The sequence below is a fragment of the Ruegeria sp. YTSC106 genome, from assembly GCF_059609765.1.
Window position 1 is genome coordinate 212,583 of record NZ_JBXWMI010000003.1, and the last position, 18,156, is coordinate 230,738.

General features: G+C 58.8%; 17 protein-coding genes. 5 read left to right on the top strand and 12 right to left on the bottom strand.

Features of this window, described 5'->3' with window-relative positions; translation table 11 throughout:
- The first annotated feature begins 49 nt into the window (after positions 1 to 49).
- Positions 50 to 859, top strand: a complete 810-nt coding sequence (cysE, locus tag AC2FEB_RS05460) for a serine O-acetyltransferase (protein ID WP_117868634.1) — start codon at positions 50 to 52, stop codon at positions 857 to 859.
- Between the two features lie 401 nt (positions 860 to 1,260).
- Here cysE and AC2FEB_RS05465 read toward each other — a convergent pair whose 3' ends face one another.
- From AC2FEB_RS05465 to AC2FEB_RS05490, 6 genes are all read right to left on the bottom strand, one after another.
- Positions 1,261 to 2,562, bottom strand: coding sequence for a pyruvate dehydrogenase complex dihydrolipoamide acetyltransferase (locus AC2FEB_RS05465; RefSeq protein WP_496671316.1), 1,302 nt, complete (start codon positions 2,560 to 2,562; stop codon positions 1,261 to 1,263).
- Between the two features lie 14 nt (positions 2,563 to 2,576).
- On the bottom strand, positions 2,577 to 3,950 hold the full coding sequence (locus tag AC2FEB_RS05470; protein ID WP_496883902.1) for a pyruvate dehydrogenase complex E1 component subunit beta: 1,374 nt from the start codon (positions 3,948 to 3,950) through the stop codon (positions 2,577 to 2,579).
- 15 nt (positions 3,951 to 3,965) lie between these two features.
- Entirely contained in the window at positions 3,966 to 4,955 is a 990-nt protein-coding gene (gene pdhA / locus AC2FEB_RS05475; RefSeq protein WP_117868638.1) for a pyruvate dehydrogenase (acetyl-transferring) E1 component subunit alpha, read from the bottom strand.
- A gap of 169 nt (positions 4,956 to 5,124) precedes the next feature.
- Positions 5,125 to 5,424: an FtsB family cell division protein gene (locus AC2FEB_RS05480; RefSeq protein WP_162896755.1), complete on the bottom strand. Its 300-nt coding sequence runs from the start codon at positions 5,422 to 5,424 to the stop codon at positions 5,125 to 5,127.
- A gap of 139 nt (positions 5,425 to 5,563) precedes the next feature.
- Entirely contained in the window at positions 5,564 to 5,908 is a 345-nt protein-coding gene (locus AC2FEB_RS05485; protein WP_496671312.1) for a lysozyme inhibitor LprI family protein, read from the bottom strand.
- A gap of 71 nt (positions 5,909 to 5,979) precedes the next feature.
- Positions 5,980 to 7,170 carry a phosphoglycerate kinase gene (locus AC2FEB_RS05490; RefSeq protein WP_496671309.1) on the bottom strand — a complete coding sequence of 397 codons (1,191 nt, stop codon included), beginning with the start codon at positions 7,168 to 7,170 and terminating at the stop codon, positions 5,980 to 5,982.
- Positions 7,171 to 7,303: 133 nt separating this feature from the next.
- On the opposite strand from AC2FEB_RS05490, the gene AC2FEB_RS05495 reads away from it, so the two are divergent.
- The gene (locus tag AC2FEB_RS05495; RefSeq protein WP_496671306.1) at positions 7,304 to 7,810 is read left to right on the top strand and encodes a peptidylprolyl isomerase; all 507 of its coding nucleotides are present in this window, start codon (positions 7,304 to 7,306) and stop codon (positions 7,808 to 7,810) included.
- Complete coding sequence (locus tag AC2FEB_RS05500; RefSeq protein ID WP_109311395.1) at positions 7,803 to 8,351, top strand: peptidylprolyl isomerase; 549 nt, start codon at positions 7,803 to 7,805, stop codon at positions 8,349 to 8,351. Before AC2FEB_RS05495 ends, AC2FEB_RS05500 begins: the two co-directional genes overlap by 8 nt.
- A gap of 63 nt (positions 8,352 to 8,414) precedes the next feature.
- Here AC2FEB_RS05500 and aqpZ read toward each other — a convergent pair whose 3' ends face one another.
- The 6 genes from aqpZ to AC2FEB_RS05530 form a co-directional block, all read right to left on the bottom strand.
- The gene (aqpZ, locus tag AC2FEB_RS05505) at positions 8,415 to 9,104 is read right to left on the bottom strand and encodes an aquaporin Z (protein ID WP_117868642.1); all 690 of its coding nucleotides are present in this window, start codon (positions 9,102 to 9,104) and stop codon (positions 8,415 to 8,417) included.
- 113 nt (positions 9,105 to 9,217) lie between these two features.
- The gene (locus AC2FEB_RS05510; protein ID WP_299893969.1) at positions 9,218 to 10,027 is read right to left on the bottom strand and encodes a M90 family metallopeptidase; all 810 of its coding nucleotides are present in this window, start codon (positions 10,025 to 10,027) and stop codon (positions 9,218 to 9,220) included.
- Between the two features lie 122 nt (positions 10,028 to 10,149).
- Positions 10,150 to 10,650: a bactofilin family protein gene (locus tag AC2FEB_RS05515; RefSeq protein ID WP_117868644.1), complete on the bottom strand. Its 501-nt coding sequence runs from the start codon at positions 10,648 to 10,650 to the stop codon at positions 10,150 to 10,152.
- On the bottom strand, positions 10,640 to 11,971 hold the full coding sequence (locus tag AC2FEB_RS05520; protein ID WP_299893967.1) for a M23 family metallopeptidase: 1,332 nt from the start codon (positions 11,969 to 11,971) through the stop codon (positions 10,640 to 10,642). Before AC2FEB_RS05520 ends, AC2FEB_RS05515 begins: the two co-directional genes overlap by 11 nt.
- A 174-nt stretch (positions 11,972 to 12,145) precedes the next feature.
- Entirely contained in the window at positions 12,146 to 12,988 is an 843-nt protein-coding gene (locus AC2FEB_RS05525; RefSeq protein WP_496671300.1) for a ferritin-like domain-containing protein, read from the bottom strand.
- A 60-nt stretch (positions 12,989 to 13,048) separates the two neighbouring features.
- Positions 13,049 to 13,510, bottom strand: a complete 462-nt coding sequence (locus AC2FEB_RS05530; RefSeq protein WP_117868647.1) for a peroxiredoxin — start codon at positions 13,508 to 13,510, stop codon at positions 13,049 to 13,051.
- Positions 13,511 to 13,590: 80 nt separating this feature from the next.
- On the opposite strand from AC2FEB_RS05530, the gene AC2FEB_RS05535 reads away from it, so the two are divergent.
- Positions 13,591 to 16,965, top strand: coding sequence for a YhdP family protein (locus AC2FEB_RS05535; RefSeq protein ID WP_496671297.1), 3,375 nt, complete (start codon positions 13,591 to 13,593; stop codon positions 16,963 to 16,965).
- A gap of 42 nt (positions 16,966 to 17,007) precedes the next feature.
- On the top strand, positions 17,008 to 18,054 hold the full coding sequence (queA, locus tag AC2FEB_RS05540) for a tRNA preQ1(34) S-adenosylmethionine ribosyltransferase-isomerase QueA (RefSeq protein ID WP_496883903.1): 1,047 nt from the start codon (positions 17,008 to 17,010) through the stop codon (positions 18,052 to 18,054).
- Positions 18,055 to 18,156 lie beyond the last annotated feature (102 nt).

The following is an 18,156-nucleotide window of genomic DNA, read 5'->3' on the forward strand; positions in this document are numbered from 1 at the left end:
GTCTTTTTGCCACTAAATGGCATTCTAGGCGCAGCAAAGGATCAAAACCATGTTCGAAAAGCGCAGCCATGTGACACCGGTTGATCCGGTCTGGAACCGTATCACATCCGAGGCCCATGCGGCCGTCGAGAAAGAACCCCTCATGGGGGGACTCGTGCACGCCTGTATCCTACATCACCGCAGCCTTGAACGCGCGCTTTCATATCGGGTGGCGGCCAAGCTGTGCTCGAACGAAATGTCGATGATGGTCCTGCGTGAAGTTGTGGATGAGGCATATGCCGACGATCCGGGTTTGCTCGAAGCCGCCCGCGCGGACCTAATGGCCGTTTACGAACGTGATCCGGCCTGCCACCGGTTGCTGCAGCCGATCCTGTACTTTAAAGGTTACCAGGCCATGCAGGCGTATCGCGTGGCGCATTGGCTGTGGCGCAACGGTCGTCACGATCTCGCGTATTTCTTCCAGATGCGTTCGTCCGAGATTTTTGGCATCGACATTCATCCGGCCGCAAAGATAGGCAAAGGAATCATGATCGACCATGCCCATTCCATCGTGATCGGTGAGACGGCAGTGGTGGGCGACAATGTATCGATGCTGCATTCCGTGACGCTGGGTGGAACCGGCAAGGAAGAAGAACAGCGCCATCCTACAATCGGAAATGGCGTGCTGATCGGGGCAGGGGCCAAGGTCCTGGGCAATATCGAAGTTGGCCATTGCAGCCGCATCGCCGCCGGGTCAGTGGTTCTGCAAGAAGTGCCGCCTTGCAAGACGGTCGCCGGTATCCCCGCCAAGATCGTGGGGGAAGCCGGGTGCGACCAGCCGTCGATCTCGATGGATCATATGTTGGGCAAGGACCAGTAAAAATTCAGCGGGAGCGGTTGGCGCGTTTGTCCAACCGCTTGCGCCGCTGTTCTTCCCGCTTTTGTTTGCGAAGCTCTTGCTGTCTGTCCTGTGCGGCTTTCTGTTAGGCAATCGCGGCCGGATCGTTCGGCTTGAACTTAGAATGCTCACATGGATAGCTGTTGGGTATTGCCATGGCAAATTCAGGTGCCGTGGCTGCCGGAAACGCCAAGACAATCAGGCTGAAAATGAGATTTCTTGAGAGTATCGCGCACCTGCCTTCCGTCGGCTTCTAAAGGAAGGAAGTGGGACGTCTTGATACACAGGGCAAACGGTGCCCCGATCACGCAAGTTCAATTCAGTGCCAAGAGATGAGACTGCACTCGCCCCGGGTATCAGGGGCGAGTGCATGTTTCAGGTCCTCAGGCCAGCATGACCATCGGGTTTTCAAGGTTGTCGACAATTGCCTTGAGCAGTTCTGCCCCCAACGCGCCGTCGATAACGCGGTGATCGACGGACATGGTAACGGACATCACAGTTGCCACTGTCAGCTCACCATCATCCCCAACAACCGGTTTCTTGACGCCTGTACCCACAGCCAGAATACCGGCGTGAGGCGGGTTCACGATGGCGTCGAAATTGTCGATGCCGAACATACCCAGGTTCGAGATTGCAAACGTGCCCCCCTGATATTCATGCGGTGCCAGCTTGCGCTCACGGGCACGGGCGGCGAGGTCCTTCATCTCGGTAGAAAGGGCTGACAGAGATTTCATGTCGGCGTCCTGAAGAACCGGGGTGAACAGGCCGCCCTCGATTGCGACCGCAACGGCCACGTCCGATGGCTTCAGTTGCAGCACCCGATCGCCCGCCCAGACTGCGTTGCAGGCTGGAACTTGCTGCAACGCGTTGGCGACGGCCTTGATGATGAAGTCGTTGACGCTCAACTTGATGCCACGGCCTTCCAGCTGCTTGTTCAGCTGGCCACGGAACTTCAGCAGTGCATCCAGCTTGATGTCGCGACGCAGATAGAAGTGCGGGATAGTTTGCTTGGCTTCGCCCAGACGTGCGGCAATGGTCTTGCGCATACCGTCGAGCTGAATTTCTTCATACTCGCGACCCTCATACATCCGCGCTACCATATCCGCGGAGGGTCCAGCGGGAGCAGCTGCAGCAGCCGCTGGCGCTGCGGCCGCAGGAGTTGGTGCCGGTGCGGTTGCAGTTGCCCCTTCGACATCCGCTTTGACGATGCGACCATGCGGGCCAGAGCCTGCGATCTGCGCCAGATCAAGGCCTTTCTGCGCGGCAATCCGGCGGGCCAGAGGGGACGCAAAGATACGACCGCCATCTGCCTTGACCGGGGCGGCCGGGGCAGGGGCAGGCGCCTCGGATACCGCTGGCGCGGCAGCCTCGTTGCCCGCAGCGGCTGCGGGGGCAGCCGCCGGAACAACGGCGGGCGAGGTCGAGATATCATCAGCGCTTTCGCCGTCTTCCAAAAGAACCGCAATGGCGGTGTTGACCTTGACCCCTTCGGTGCCCTCGGGGATCAGGATCCTGCCAATGGTGCCTTCATCGACGGCTTCGAACTCCATCGTGGCCTTGTCGGTTTCGATCTCGGCCAGCAGATCGCCGGAGGAGACGGTGTCGCCTTCCTTGACCAGCCATTTTGCAAGCGTGCCTTCCTCCATGGTCGGTGAAAGGGCGGGCATCAGAATTTCGGTGGGCATCTGTCTGTCGCTCCTTACCGGTAGGTCACTTGTTTGACGGCTTCGATCACCTCGTCCGTAGTGATCAGGGCCAGTTTTTCGAGGTTCGCGGCGTAGGGCATCGGAACGTCCTTGCCGGTGCAGTTGATGACCGGCGCGTCGAGATAGTCGAACGTTTCCTGCATCACAACGGATGAGATGTAGCTGCCGACCGAGCCTTGCGGCCAACCTTCTTCAACTGTCACAAGGCGATTGGTTTTCATCACCGAGTTGATTATCGCTCCGGTATCCATCGGGCGGATCGTGCGCAGGTCGATGACCTCGGCGCTGATGCCCTCTTCGGCCAGCCTGTCGGCGGCTTCCAGCGCGTATTGCATGCCGATGCCAAAGCTGACGATAGTCACGTCCGAGCCTTCGCGCCAGATACGCGCCTTGCCCAGCGGGATGGTCAGGTCGTCTACCTGTGGCATGTCGAAGGAGCGACCGTAGAGGATTTCATTTTCCAGGAAGATCACCGGGTTTGGGTCGCGGATGGCTGATTTCAGCAATCCTTTGGCGTCTGCCGCCGAATAGGGCATGACGACTTTCAGGCCGGGGATCTGCATGTACCAAGCGGCATAGTCCTGGCTGTGCTGGGCCGCGACGCGTGCGGCGGCACCATTGGGGCCGCGGAACACGATCGGACAGCCCATCTGACCACCGGACATATAAAGCGTCTTGGCGGCCGAGTTGATGATCTGGTCGATCGCCTGCATGGCGAAGTTGAACGTCATGAACTCGACGATCGGTTTCAGACCGCCAAAGGCCGACCCTACGGCGATACCGGCGAAACCATGCTCGGTGATCGGCGTATCGATCACGCGCTTGGGCCCGAACTCGTCCAGAAGACCCTGGGAAATCTTGTAGGCGCCCTGATACTCCGCGACTTCTTCGCCCATGAGATAGACGTCTTCGTCGTTGCGCATTTCTTCGGCCATCGCGTCACGCAGCGCTTCGCGAACGGTTTCGGATTTCATCTCGGCATCTGCCGGCCAGTCGGGCGAAAGATCCACCACCGGAGCGGCCGGGGCTGCGGCGACAGGAGCGGGCCCCTCGATCGCCGCTGGGGCGGCTTCGGCCACCGCAGCGGCTGCGGGCGCAGCCGTGGGCAGGGCCGAGGCATCTTCGCCTTCTTCGACCAGAACCGCAATCGGGGTGTTCACTTTGACCCCTTCGGTGCCTTCGGCGATCAGGATCTTGCCGACGATGCCCTCGTCGACAGCTTCAAATTCCATTGTCGCCTTGTCGGTCTCGATTTCGGCCAGGATGTCACCGCTTGATACGGTGTCGCCTTCCTTGACCAGCCATTTGGCCAGCGTGCCCTCTTCCATGGTGGGCGAAAGGGCGGGCATGAGAATTTCGGTTGCCATGTCTTATTCGTCCTCTCAGGCGTAAATATCGGTCCAGAGCTCTTCAACGGCGGGCTCGGGGCTTTCTTTCGAGAATTCGGCAGCTTGATTCACGATCTCTTTGATTTCTTTGTCGATCGCCTTCAGGTCATCCTCGGTCGCGTGTTTGCCAGTCAGCAGCAGCTCGCGCACATGTTCGATCGGATCGCTTTGTTCGCGGACTTTCTGAACCTCTTCGCGGGTGCGGTACTTGGCCGGGTCAGACATCGAGTGGCCGCGATAGCGGTAGGTCTTAATCTCAAGGATGTAAGGGCCCTTGCCGGCGCGACAGTGGGCAACAGCCTTTTCGCCAGCAGCTTTGACGGCCAGCACATCCATACCGTTGACGATCTCGCCGGGAATGCCGAACGCTTCGCCGCGCACATAGATATCAGGTGACGAGGTCGAACGCGCCTGCGCTGTGCCCATGGCGTATTGGTTGTTCTCGATCACGAAAACCACGGGAAGATCCCACAGGGCGGCCATATTGAAGGTCTCATAGACCTGACCCTGGTTTGCGGCACCGTCGCCGAAATAGGTAAAGGTCACGCCGCCGGTTTCCTTGTACTTGTCAGCGAAGGCCAGACCGGCACCCAGCGGAACCTGCGCGCCAACGATGCCATGGCCACCATAGAAATGCTTCTCTTTCGAGAACATGTGCATCGAACCACCCTTGCCCTTGGACAGGCCGCCTTCGCGCCCGGTCAGTTCGGCCATCACGCCGCCCGGGTCCATGCCACAGGCCAGCATATGGCCGTGGTCACGATAAGAGGTGATCCGCTTGTCGCCGTCCTGAGCTGCCGCTTCGAGCCCAACAACAACCGCCTCTTGTCCGATGTAAAGGTGGCAGAACCCGCCGATCAGACCCATGCCGTAAAGCTGGCCCGCCTTTTCCTCGAATCGACGGATCAGAAGCATCTCGCGGTAGTATGTCTTGAGTTCTTCCGCAGAAACATTTGGTTTCTTTGTGGTTTTTCGCGCAGCCATAGTGGCGATCTCCCCCTTTCGGCAAGATAGTTTAGCGTTAAACTATCTCATAAAGCATTTGGGGCTTTCTGGCGAGGGGAAATGTGACGCAGCGTCTGCGCGGGCGCGGCTGAGCTGAAATGCAAAGCGGTGCAACGATGTACCGAAGAATTACGGCGACCAAAAAGGATCAGCGGATTACGATTTCATCTGCGCGGATCATACCAAGAACCGAACGCGCCTGCTGATCGAGCAGGTCGAGATCCAGATAGGTATCAGACAGGCGCCGGGTCAGATTTTCCAATTCGGCGATTTGGGCATTAAGCTTTTCCAGGTCGTGTGACAGGGCGTCCCGTTCCCCAGCAATTTCGACCCGCCGAAACAGGCCATAGTCACCTTGCACGGCGGCAAAGGTGAAATACACACCAAGCATGAAAGCCACCGAGAAGAAGACGATTGAGCCCAGACCGGGCCGATGGGAACGGGACACTCTGTTTACCGCCGTATGAAAACTTGCCTCAAAAATGTGCCCTTTGCGGACATCTGAACACACTATGTCACAGGTGATTCGGGTTGTGAATCCCCTGATTCGATTTTTCATCAGTAATTTATGCCTGCTCTGGTGCAGGTCAGCGCCACGCTTGCAGCGCCTGGTTTCGTGCCTCGGTCTGCTCTTTCATGCAGGACCAGTAGAACATCGGGGCAGCACTGCCGCCTCCCGACAGTTCTTTGTCGCAGGTTGCGTCTCGGGCTTTCAGCCAGGCGCGTTGTTCGGTCAGAAGAGCATCACCTTCGCCGCGTGCAGCGGCTGCGGGTTTGATCTGTGCCCACAGCCGGTTGAGTTCGCGATCAGCGATTTCCCATTGTTCTTTGGCGCAGAAATTGGCGTCAAGTTGGGTCTGACCGCCGCAACTGGATTGAGCTGCGGCAGAGCAGGGCAGGATGGTAAGGACAAGAAGGTAAATTGGCTTCACGGTGAAATCCCCCGTTCAAAAAGGGATAATACCATGAACCCTATCAGGCGATCAAAAGCGGTAAGTGACGCCTATTGATCCAGCGCCGCGACACCGGGCAGCGTCTTGCCTTCCATCCATTCCAGGAATGCACCACCTGCGGTCGAGATGTAGGTGAAGTCCTTGGCTGCACCCGAAGCATTCAGGGCCGCAACCGTGTCTCCACCCCCGGCGACCGAGATGAGCTGGCCCGAACGGCTAAGCACGGCCGCCTTCATGGCGGCGGCATTGGTGGCGGCGTCAAACGGTTCCAGTTCGAACGCACCCAGCGGACCGTTCCAGATCAGGGTTTTGCTTTTGTCAAAAATCCCTGTGATCGCGGCGACACTTTCGGGGCCCGCATCCAGGATCATGCCGTCCTCGGGGCATTGATCTGCGGGCAGGACCTGATGAGGGGCGTTGGCCTCAAACTTTTCGGCCACCACAACATCGCGTGGCAGAACGATCTGACAGCCAGAGCTTTCGGCTTTGGCGAGGATTTCGGCGGCGGTGTCTTTCATCGCTGTCTCGGCCAGTGATTTACCAACACTGATGCCCTGTGCGACGAGGAATGTATTGGCCATGCCGCCACCGATCACCAGATAATCGACCTTGTCGATCAGGTTGCCCAGCAATTCCAGCTTGGTCGAGACCTTGGCTCCGCCAACAACCGCTGTTACCGGGCGTTTGGGCGCGCCCAACGCGTTTTCCAGAGCTTGCAACTCGGCCTGCATCAAACGACCGGCGCAGGCGGGCAGAAGGCGCGCGATGGCCTCGGTCGAGCTGTGGGCCCGGTGCGCCGCTGAAAACGCGTCGTTGCAGTACACGTCACCCAGCTTGGCCATGCCTGCGGCCAGATCGGTGTCGTTCTTGGTCTCTGCCGCGTGAAAACGCGTGTTCTCTAGCAACAGTACCTGACCGGGCTGCAACGCCTCTGCTGCCAGTTCGGCCTCGGTTCCAACACAGTCGGCGGCAAACAGGACTTTGGCGCCAAAAGCGCTTTCGAGGGTGGGGACCAGTTGCTTGAGCGACAGGTTTTCGCGTCGCTCCCCACCGGGGCGACCGAAATGGGCCAGAAGGATCGGTTTGCCGCCTGCGGCCAGAATGTCGCGCACAGTGGGCACGATCCTCTGAATACGAGTGGCGTCGGTAACTACGCCATCCACGACCGGCACATTGATATCCACACGCACCAGAACGCGTTTGCCGTTCAGGTCCGTATCGTCCAGCGTTTTCCAGCCCATCGCGCAATCCTCGTCATTTGCAAATGATTTAGGCGGTTCTTTTCCTGCATTTTGCCCTCAGGTCAATGCGTCACTTGGCATTCGTACGCGTGCATCATAGGTATTTGCGCAAGATAAACGACAGGAGGGCCTCATGGCCGAGATCAAGGATCCCGAAAACACAATCATCATCGAGCTGAAAGACGGCAATGTCGTCATCGAGCTGCTGCCGGATGTGGCGCCTTTGCACAGCGCGCGGATGAAAGAACTGGCCCGCGACGGACAGTACGACAACGTAGCCTTCCACCGTGTGATCGACGGTTTCATGGCGCAAACCGGCGACGTGCAACATGGCGACATGGAAGACGGGTTCAACCTGCGCATGGCGGGCACCGGCGGGTCGTCTCTGCCGAACGTTCCGGCCGAGTTCTCGAAGCTGCCTCATGATCGTGGCACTTTGGGTGCGGCCCGCTCGCAGAACCCGGATTCGGCGAACTCGCAGTTCTTCATCAACTTCGGCGACAACCACTTCCTGAACGGCCAGTACACTGTTTATGGCCGTGTTATCGACGGAATGGAGCATGTGGACGCCATCGTACGAGGCGAGCCACCAGCGAGCCCTGATCGGATGATCAGTGTCAAGGTGGCGGCTGATGTATAAGCTGGCTGCCGCTTTTGCCTTGTTGGCCAGCCCTGCGCTGGCCACGGGTCTTGAGGTCGAGATCGAAGGTGAGGGGGCCAATGGCACTGTCACCATCGACCTGTTCGATGATATTGCTCCGAAACATGTTGAGCAGATCGCTGCTCTGGCCAATGAAGGCAAGTACGATGGCGTGGTGTTTCACCGCGTGATTGACGGCTTCATGGCGCAGACCGGCGACGTGGAACATGGCCGTTTGGGTGGCGACATGCGCCGCGCCGGCACAGGCGGTTCCGACCGTGCAGACCTTCCGGCCGAGTTTTCAGATTTTGAATTCGACCGGGGCGTGGTTGGCATGGCGCGGGCGCAAGACCCCAACAGCGCCAACTCACAGTTCTTTATCATGTTCGAACCGGGCCCGTTCCTGAACGGCCAGTACACGGTTGTTGGTCAGGTGACCGACGGCATGGACGTGGTTGACGCGATCAAACGCGGCGAGGGCCAGAACGGTGCCATTATCGGCCAACCGGACGTGATGAAAAAAGTCACCGTTACCGAGTGAACGTGAAAAGCCCGGCGCTCCTCAAAACGCCGGGCTTTTTTTATATGGTTGATTGCAAGAGAATCAATCGTCCGGTGACATTGCTTTCCAGATAAGCGCTCCGATCGCGCCGCCGATCAGCGGGGCCACCCAAAACAGCCACAGCTGCGACAGGGCAGGGCCGTCGGCAAACAGGGCGACACCTGTGGACCGGGCCGGGTTGACCGAAGTGTTGGTGACCGGAATTGATACAAGGTGGATCAGGGTCAATCCCAGACCAATCGCAATGGGGGCGAAACCCGCCGGTGCCTTGTCCGAGGTCGCGCCCAGAATGATCAGGATGAAGAAAGCGGTCATCACGATTTCGATCACCAGAGCGGACATCAAAGAATACCCGCCGGGTGAGGCCTCACCATATCCGTTGGACGCAAATCCTCCGACGCCAGAGAACTCGGGCGCACCGCTGACAATCAGATACAGAACCACTGCGGCAGCGATGGCTCCGATGACCTGAGCGATCCAATATGGCAGCAGATCCTTGGCCGGAAACCGCCCGCCAATCATCAAGCCCAGGCTGACCGCCGGATTGAAGTGTCCGCCCGAGATATGGCCAACCGTGTAGGCCATTGTCAGAACCGTCAGGCCGAAGGCGAAGGACACGCCAAGCCACCCTATTCCGACATCCGCGACGCCCGCTGCCAATACGGCACTGCCGCAACCTCCGAGAACCAGCCAGAAGGTGCCGAAGAACTCGGCCAGTAGTTTTGATGACATGAAATTTCCTCCACAATGCAATGCGCTTAAGTGTAATTCATAAATTAACTTTTGTTAAATTGTGTCGAACGGGGAATTTCCCGGATACCCTCTCACCTTGGGTCGGAAAGCCATTAGGTCCATTGAGCAGGATCCAGGCGGAACAGCTTTGACAGTTGTTTGTAAACGCCCGGGTCCGAGTTGCGCAGCGCCTTGGGGCGCTCAAAGAACACTTCAACCGAAACGGCAAAAAACTCCTCGTGCCCTTCCGCGCCATAGGGGTCGATTACAGTTGGCTGCCCGGATTCAACGGCGCGCACATGCGCATCATAGGCTGTTAGGAATGCGGACTCCCATTCTGAAAAACTCTGGTTGTTGCTGAGAACAGGCACCCCGTTGGCCGACCCGGTCAGATCGTCGATCTGGTGGGCAAATTCGTGAAAGACAACATTTTGCCCGTCATGATCATTCATGGCACCGCGCTGGCTGTGGGCCCAGGACAGGATCACCGGGCCGCGGTTCCAGCTTTCCCCGGTGCGCACGATTTCCTTCTCGGTGACGACATAACCGCTGTGCCGGCTCTGCCTGGATTTGAAAGCGCTGGGATAGATCAAGATGGTGGTCAGGTTGTCATACCAGAGGTCGGTATTCACAACCAGCAGACAGGCTTGCGCGGCGATGGACACTTGCATGTCTTCGGTAACGTCCAGACCGTCGCACCCGGTGAATTCAACCTGATCAAGGAACAAGTTAATCTTGCCTTCCAGCTTTGCGCGCAGGCCCTGCGGCAGCCTTCGCAAGATCGGGACCTGAGCGTCAACAAGGTGCCGTTGACTGTCCGTCAACGGCGCGGCCAACAGGGCGTGACGTGCCTGTCGTTTGGACCAAAAGTAAAAGGTCAGACCTGCCGCGATCACTGCAACAAGTGTCAGGAAAATCAACATGACCCGACCCTAACGTGATCCCGACGGGATCAAAACAAGTTTCCCGGACAAGGGCTGCGGCCCTAAAAAAGAGACGCCGCTGGTCTCCCTGCGGCGTCTCCGGTCTGACCTGAGAGGTCGAATTATTGTTTGACGTCCGCCGCCGGGTTCGATCCGGCTTTGGCGCTGCGACCCGGGTTCAGCGGATCGTCCTGGCGCTGTACCGACCCTTCGAAATGCGCACCGCTTTCGATGGCGATGGTCTTGTGGATGATGTCGCCTTCAACGCGTGCGGTAGACGTCAGGCGCACCTTGAGGCCACGCACGCGACCAACGATGCGGCCGTTGATCACAACGTCGTCTGCGGTGACTTCACCCTTGATCGTCGCCGATTCACCAATGGTCAGCAGGTGGGCGCGGATGTCGCCTTCAACCGTGCCTTCTACCTGAATGTCACCAGAGGTCTTGATGTTGCCGGTAATGTGCAGATCCGAAGACAGAACCGATGCTGGCGGCTTGGGCTTGGGCGCTGTCGCAGGTTTCGACTCGGTCGGTGCAGGGGCCGCTGGGGTCGCCGGAGCGGCGGGTTTGGCCGCCTCAGGTGCCTTGGATGCGGGTTCGTTGATTTTGCTTTTAGAAAACATTTCTCGCAGCCTTGATGTAAGTCATTGGGTTTACAGGTTTTCCGTTCACTCGCACTTCATAGTGCAGATGCGTGCCGGTCGACCGTCCGGTGCTACCCATATCAGCAATATGATCCCCGCGCGAGACCCTTTGACCAACCTTCACATTGATCTTGGTGTTATGAGCGTAAAGTGTCTCAATTCCGAATGCGTGCTTGATTTTCACAAGCCGCCCGAAACCGGATTGCCAGCCTGCGTGGGTAACGACGCCGTCCGCGGTCGCAAAGATATCCGTGCCTTGCGGCCCTGCGAAATCGACACCGTTATGCATCCGGCGACCACCGGATTTGGGATCGCGCCGGTTGCCGTAGCCACTGGTGAAACGCACGGCCGAATGTACAGGATTGGCAAAGGGGGCTTTTTCCGCCGCAAGACGATACAGGTTCAGCTGATCCATCTGTTTCAGCAATGTGTTCGCGCGGGCTTCCTCGGCGGACAATTCGTCCACCTCACCACGCGTGCTAAGGGATAAAGGGGTCAGCGGACCGCCCATACCGCTATATCCGCGCCGGACCTCTTCGATGATGCGGTCTGTTGGCATTCCCGCTTGACGGAACATCTTGTCCAGCGGCTCGACCGATATCACCATGGCTTCTTCCAGCTGGCGGAAAATCTCGTCGCTGCGTTCCTGCATAAGGCGGATTTCCAGCTCCAGATCGTCCCGCTGACCCAGTGCGTCACGGGCGTCTGCAGCGATCTTGTCGCGTTCCTCGGCCGTGCGTGCCAGAGCGTCCGTCATGAACGCCATCTGCACCGGGGCGCTGGAGGCTGCAACGTACATGTCAGCGTTGCTGGTTTCCTGCTTCAATGCAGCCAGTTCTGCCCGTGCATCTTCCCGCTGTTTCATGGTCGTGCGCAGCGTGGTCTGGATGACTTCGATCCCCGTCTCAAGTTCGCGACGTCGGTTTTCCGATGCCAGCAGTTCGGACTGCATGGCGGAAATCTGCTCCAGCGCGGCGTTGAAACGATCCTGGGCGGCAAGGGCTTCCTGCGCACGCGCGTCGCGTTCAGCGGACAGGATATTCAAACGTTCCTGATAGGTGGCTTGGTCGCGTTTCGCCTGTTCCCGGAAGTTACCCGATCCGATGCTGTCCATCAGCAGAATGGCAGTTGCCATCGCGGTCCAGCCGACCATGACGGCAACACCGGCCACCGCGACCACCTGCGTTTCCGAACTGAGACGGATAAAGCGTGTATCTTTGTCAGATTTCAGAAAGACCCGGCGTTCCGGGAAGTACCGTTCAAGTACCGAGTGTATTTTTATTGCCAGACGTGTTCGCACGCGTCCTACCTCTCATCCCCAAGATCGGGACCGGTCGTGAGTGCCTGCCGCCCCTTGGGCCGATTGCATAAAGGGCAGGCAGCGTTCGGGCAAGTTTGTTGACCCGCCAGTGGCCAACAGCGCAGAAATCCCCCCAAAGATCGGCGGGAAATTGCCGATATCAGTGTCCAAGCGTCAGTTTGTGATTTCGCCGGGCGCGGGCAGGTCTTCGGTCAGCGGCCAGTAAAAGTCGGGTGGCAGTCCGGCCTCTGCACGCTTTTCCTCGTTGAAGGGCGGTTTCAGGACGCCGTGGAAATACCGGCGAACCAGAGTGTGAAACACATCCTTCGGGTCGGAATTTTCCCGGCCGCACAGGAAATGGAACCACTTGGACCCATAGGCGACATGGCCGACTTCTTCGGCATAGATCACTTCAAGCGCTGCAATGGCCTGCTCGGCCCTGGCTTTGCGAAATATCTCGATCATGCCGGGGGTGACGTCCAGACCGCGCGCTTCGAGCACCATGGGGACAACCGCCAGCCGCCCCATCAGGTCGTCTGCGGTGTCCTCGGCCGCTCGCCACATTCCTGCATGGGCAGGCAGGGCGCCGTAGTAGCTTCCCATCTGTTCAAGGCAATCACAGACCATCTCGAAATGGCGCGATTCTTCCTCGGCGCATTTTACCCAATCATCATAAAACCCGATCGGCATCGACACATGGCCAAAGCGGGCGATTATGTCCCAATGCAGATCGACGGCGTTCAGTTCGATATGCGCCACGGCATGCAACAAGGCGATGCGTCCCGCTTCAGTGCCCGGCTTTCGCTTTGGTACTTCGCGCGGAGACAGGAGTTCGGGCTGGTCCGGGCGCGCGGGTTGCAGCGGCGGTGACGCGGTACCGATCTCGATCGGGCGGGCGTCGCCTTTGCGCGACGCAAACCACGCGGCGGCGTGCTGTTTGGACAGGGTGGTCTTTTCCCGACCATCGGCCGTTTCAAGAACCTCGGTCGCCATCTGAGTCAGCGATTTGGACACCATGTTTCTCCGCCTGGTTATTTCTGTGGCTCTTAAACCGGATGGCGACCGCGGTCGAGAGCGTTACAGCGCGCGCACCGCTTCCAGCACCTCATCCACGTGGCCGGGAACTTTGACCTTGCGCCAAACGCGGGCAATCTTGCCTTCGGGGTCGATGATAAACGTCGAACGTTCAATCCCCATCGACTTGCGCCCGTACATGTTCTTTTCGACCCACACCCCGTAGTCTTCACAGACGGTCGAGTTCTCATCCGACAACAGCGGTGTTGTCAGCCCATGCTTGGCGACGAATTTGTCATGTTTGGCGACGCTGTCACGGGAGATGCCGAAAACTTGAGCGCCCGCATCCGCAAAGGCCTGAAGTTGTTCCGAGAAACCGATGGATTCCTTGGTGCAGCCCGGCGTATCATCGCGGGGGTAGAAGAACAGAACCACGGTGCCACCGCGCAACGCCGAAAGCGTCACCTCGCCGCCGCCGTCGCGCGGCAAAGTGAAGTCAGGGGCGATGTCTGAAACGTCGGGCATTGGAAACTCCGTTAAAGGTTTTAAAAGGCTGCCTGATATCATAGGGCAACACGTGCGGGTTGGAAGGCGTGGATAGCAATTTGAAGCAGCACGAAGACGACGATGGAGCAAAGCCGGAAAAGCCCGCGCGCCGTCGGTCTCGCCGCCGGGCCGCCGGACTATGGGCCATGCGCGGCACTTTCATGCTGGTGCTGTTGGCGTTGTTCACTGGTTTCATGCTTGTCGGACAAAGAATGCACGCACCTGTCTGGCTGCGGGACAGGGTCGAGGCGCGGCTTGAACAGGCCTTGGGCGGGCTGCAAATCCGGTTTGGTGACGTCAGTTTCATCATTCACGAGGGTTGGCGACCGCGTCTGCGTCTGACCGATGTGTTCATTAGCGATGCGGCTGGTCAGCAAATTGCGCAGGTGTCCGACATGCGCGCCAGTCTGGCCATGCGCCCCTTGTTGCGGGGGCACGTCCGTCCGAAAAGAATAATTCTGAGCGGTGCGCAGATCGCCGTGACCCGGAACAAGGACGGGGCGCTGAGTCTTACGGTCGGATCCGGCAGCGCACCCGTGCAGGAAGCCCCGAACCTGGCACAGCTTATCGAAGCATCGGATCAGGTCTTCCTGTCTCCGGCCCTGTCTGCACTGACGTCTGTCGAGCTTGATGCGATCACACTGGATTATCGAGATCTGCGGCAAGGACGGTCCTGGATTCTGGACGGTGGACATATTCAGGCCAACCGGAGCGGCAGCGAGGTGCGTTTGGCGACGGGGTTCTCGGTTTTGGCAGGGCGTGACTATGTCAGTGCAATCGAGGCCAATTATACAAGCGTCCTGGGGACGCCTGCGGCACAATTCGGGATATCGGTCACTGACTTGCCGGCCGAGGACATCGCGGGCCAAACACCCGCCCTTGCCTGGTTGCAGGTTCTGCGGGCCCCGATTTCGGGTGCCTTGCGGGGTGGAGTCGATGAAAAAGGAGCTATCGGTACCGTATACGCAACTCTGAATCTGGGGGCGGGGGCCGTTCAGCCAAACCCCGAAACACGCCCGGTCCCCTTCGAATCTGCCCGCACGTATTTCACTTATGACCCCAAAGGGCAGATGCTGGACTTCAACGAAGTTTCAGTTGTCTCGGCCTGGGGCGAGGTGCAGGCTGACGGGAAGGCGATTTTGGAAGGTGCGGAAGATGGCGTGCTGGACAGCCTGTCTGCGCAGTTGCAGTTGTCCGGTATCAATGTGAACCCTGCAAACCTGTTCCCACAGCCTATTCAGCTTTCGCGGGCCAGCCTGGATTTCAAGATGGCGATCAACCCGTTCCAATTGCGGCTCGGTCAGATGACCATCGAAGATCCGGGCCATACGGTGCGTGCCTTTGGTGTCCTGAACGGGCGACCGGATGGCTGGGCGGTCGAGCTGGACGCACATCTGGACCAAATGACGTCGGACAAGGTTCTCGGATATTGGCCCGAGCGTCTGGCACCGAAACCGCGAGAATGGGTGACCAAAAACCTGTACGAAGGGGTTCTGTCGGATATGGATTTTGCCCTGCGCCTTTTGCCCGGTTCGAAACCGGATCTCTATCTGGACTTCGGATTTGAAGAGGCGAAGATCCGGTTTGTCAAAACGCTGCCTCCGATCGAACAGGCGCAGGGCCAGGCCAGCCTGATCAACCGCAGGTTCACGGTCACTGCGCAGCAGGGTGTAGTGACTGCGGATGACGGCGGTGCGGTGGATGCATCGGGAACGTCCTTCATCATTCCCGACACGGATATCAAGAAATCTGCGCCCGCGATTGCGCGCATCCGGGCCAGTAGCAGTGTGACGGCCGCGTTATCCTTGCTGGACCGGCCTCCGCTCGAATTGCTTAGCAAGGCGGGGTTGCCCGTTGATGTGGCGAAGGGAACGGTGTCGTTGGCAGGAACTCTGTCCTTGCCCTTGAAAAAAGATCTCAAGTTCGAGGACACCGAGTTCCATTTCGATGGCAGGCTGGCCAATCTGTTCAGTGACAGGTTGGTGCCTGGCTTTACCGTCAGCGCTGATCTGCTGGATCTTTCGGGTGATCAGTCCGGCGTTCAGATTCAGGGGCTGGGGCAGTTTGGGGACGTACCGCTGACGGCGCTCTGGCGGCAGCCGATAGATGGCAAGTCCGCACAGCGAAGTACCCTGACGGGTCAGATCGAGCTGTCGCCGCGATTGATGGATGAGATCGGTGCGGGGTTGCCTCCGGGCATGCTGACCGGAAAAGGGATTGCGGACATCACATTGGGGCTTGGTGCCGGCCCTCCTCCGAAACTGTCCGTTTCATCTGATTTGCAAGGCGTGGGGCTGGCCATACCCGAGCTTGGTTGGCGAAAGGGAACTAATTCGGCAGGATCTTTGACAGCCGAAGCGACTTTGGGATCGCAACTGAAAGTGGACAGCCTGCGCATAGATGCGGCGGGTTTGCGTACCTCTGCCTCGATTACGTTTCGTGAGAATGGCGAATATGACCGGGTTCGCTTCAGCTCTTTTGACCTGGGCGACTGGCTGGCGGTCCCGGCAGAGCTGATCGGGCGCGGGGGCGCCATGCCGGATGTCCGTGTTCTTGGCGGCGTACTTGATATGGGGCGCGCGAATTTCGGCGAAAGTGGCGGATCTGGCGGCGGGGGCGGCGCCGGGCCGAAACTGGACGTGTCGCTGGATCGCCTTCAGGTGACGGACACCGTCGCACTGACCGGGTTCCAAGGCGCATTTCAGACGACCGGCGGAATACAAGGGAGCTTCAACGCGCGGGTCAATGGCGGCGCGCCGGTCAGAGGGCAGGTCAGCCCCAGAGGGAAACGAAGTGCTGTTGACCTGACGTCGCAAGATGCGGGTGCCGTGCTACGATCGGCCGGGGTTCTGACACAGGCGCGGGGCGGAGAAATGGACCTCAAGCTTGAGCCTGTGGCCGCACCCGGCAGCTATGACGTGATATTGAAAATCACCAATACGCGGATCACCGACGCTCCGGCCATGGCAGCCTTGCTGAATGCCATCAGCCTTGTGGGGCTATTGGACGAAATGGCCGGGCAGGGCATCTTTTTTGCAGCAATCGACAGCAGGATGCGGATCACGCCGACGGATATCAAGGTGCTCAGCGGCAGTGCCGTCGGGCCATCCATGGGCCTGTCTTTTGACGGTACCATCGATACGGTGAACGGAATGCTGAACCTGCGCGGTGCAATTTCGCCAATATACCTCCTCAACGCAGTTGGCAGCGTGTTCACGCGCAAGGGCGAGGGCGTCTTTGGCTTCAACTACACCCTGACCGGTCCGCTTGCTTCGCCCAAAGTGTCGGTAAATCCTTTGTCCGGTCTTGCTCCTCTGTTCCTACGCGACCTGTTGCGTGCCCCGGCACCGCAAGTTCAGGATGGCCCGAACGCAGTGCCCCAGAAACCTGATGAACCAAAACCCACGTTTGGATCATCCCCAAGTGACCGCTGACAGGATATGGCCGAATCTGATGCAGGGTTGTAAGGCGCGGGCATGAAACTCAGCGATTTTGATTTCCACCTGCCCGAAGACCTGATCGCCACGCGGCCTGCCAGCCCGCGGTCCTCTGCGCGCCTGTTGGTAGCACAAGGGAACGCGACGACCGACAGCCATGTGATCGATTTGCCTGAGTATCTGCAGCCGGGCGACCGGCTGGTGTTGAATGACACCCGTGTCATCCCGGCGCGGCTAAACGGTCGGCGCCATCGCGACAGCGCGCAAGGGCCGGTTTCCGCCGGGGTCGAGGCAACCTTGCTGGACCCGCAGGCCGACGGCACGTGGTCTGCGTTGATCAAGCCGCTCAAAAAGGTGAAGCTTGGGGAAGAGATTGTCTTCTCAGATGATCTCAGCGCCACACTGGACAGGGTTGCTGACGGCCAGGCGTATCTGCGCTTCAATCTCAGCGGCGAGGATTTCGACGCGGCGCTGGATCAGGCCGGAGCAATGCCTCTGCCGCCCTACATCGCAGCCAAACGCCCGGCCGATGAACGGGACAAAACGGACTATCAGACTATCTGGGCAAACCGTTCCGGCGCCGTGGCCGCCCCGACCGCATCGTTGCATTTCGATGATGCGCTGATGAAGGCGTTGGCCGAGCGAGGTGTAAGCTTCACGCATGTGACGCTTCATGTGGGGGCAGGAACTTTTCTTCCGGTTAAGGTTGAGGATGTCACAACCCATAAGATGCATGCTGAATGGGGGCAGGTAAGCCCGGAGGCCGCGGCACAGATACGGGCAACCAAGGCGGCTGGCGGGCGTGTGATCCCGGTGGGGACAACAGCTTTGCGCCTGATCGAAAGTGCGGCAAGGTCAGGAAAGATTGAACCCTGGGAAGGCGACACGGATATCTTCATTTATCCCGGTTTCGAATTCCATGTCACAGACGCATTGATGACCAATTTTCATTTGCCGAAGTCCACTTTACTTATGCTGGTTTCGGCATTGATGGGGCAGGACCGGATGCGCGATGTCTACACGCATGCCATAGCCCGGAAATATCGGTTCTTTTCTTATGGCGACGCGTCGCTTTTGATCCCCTGAAGGGCGCGTATACAGCATCACGGATCGGGAATGTCGTAGACAAGCGCGACGTAGGCGGTCTTTGATCGCAGAACGACACTAAAATCAGGTTGGCATTAGTCG

Excerpts from the sequence above, each read along its gene's own strand:
- AC2FEB_RS05500 (WP_109311395.1), top strand. The coding sequence starts at position 7,803 with ATGTATAAGCTGGCTGCCGCTTTTGCCTTGTTGGCCAGCCCTGCGCTG.
- queA (WP_496883903.1), top strand. The coding sequence starts at position 17,008 with ATGAAACTCAGCGATTTTGATTTCCACCTGCCCGAAGACCTGATCGCC.
- AC2FEB_RS05530 (WP_117868647.1), bottom strand. The coding sequence starts at position 13,510 with ATGCCCGACGTTTCAGACATCGCCCCTGACTTCACTTTGCCGCGCGAC.
- AC2FEB_RS05490 (WP_496671309.1), bottom strand. The coding sequence starts at position 7,170 with ATGGGCTGGAAAACGCTGGACGATACGGACCTGAACGGCAAACGCGTT.
- AC2FEB_RS05525 (WP_496671300.1), bottom strand. The coding sequence starts at position 12,988 with ATGGTGTCCAAATCGCTGACTCAGATGGCGACCGAGGTTCTTGAAACG.
- AC2FEB_RS05515 (WP_117868644.1), bottom strand. The coding sequence starts at position 10,650 with ATGTTTTCTAAAAGCAAAATCAACGAACCCGCATCCAAGGCACCTGAG.
- cysE (WP_117868634.1), top strand. The coding sequence starts at position 50 with ATGTTCGAAAAGCGCAGCCATGTGACACCGGTTGATCCGGTCTGGAAC.
- pdhA (WP_117868638.1), bottom strand. The coding sequence starts at position 4,955 with ATGGCTGCGCGAAAAACCACAAAGAAACCAAATGTTTCTGCGGAAGAA.
- AC2FEB_RS05495 (WP_496671306.1), top strand. The coding sequence starts at position 7,304 with ATGGCCGAGATCAAGGATCCCGAAAACACAATCATCATCGAGCTGAAA.
- aqpZ (WP_117868642.1), bottom strand. The coding sequence starts at position 9,104 with ATGTCATCAAAACTACTGGCCGAGTTCTTCGGCACCTTCTGGCTGGTT.
- AC2FEB_RS05510 (WP_299893969.1), bottom strand. The coding sequence starts at position 10,027 with ATGTTGATTTTCCTGACACTTGTTGCAGTGATCGCGGCAGGTCTGACC.
- AC2FEB_RS05470 (WP_496883902.1), bottom strand. The coding sequence starts at position 3,950 with ATGGCAACCGAAATTCTCATGCCCGCCCTTTCGCCCACCATGGAAGAG.
- AC2FEB_RS05465 (WP_496671316.1), bottom strand. The coding sequence starts at position 2,562 with ATGCCCACCGAAATTCTGATGCCCGCCCTTTCACCGACCATGGAGGAA.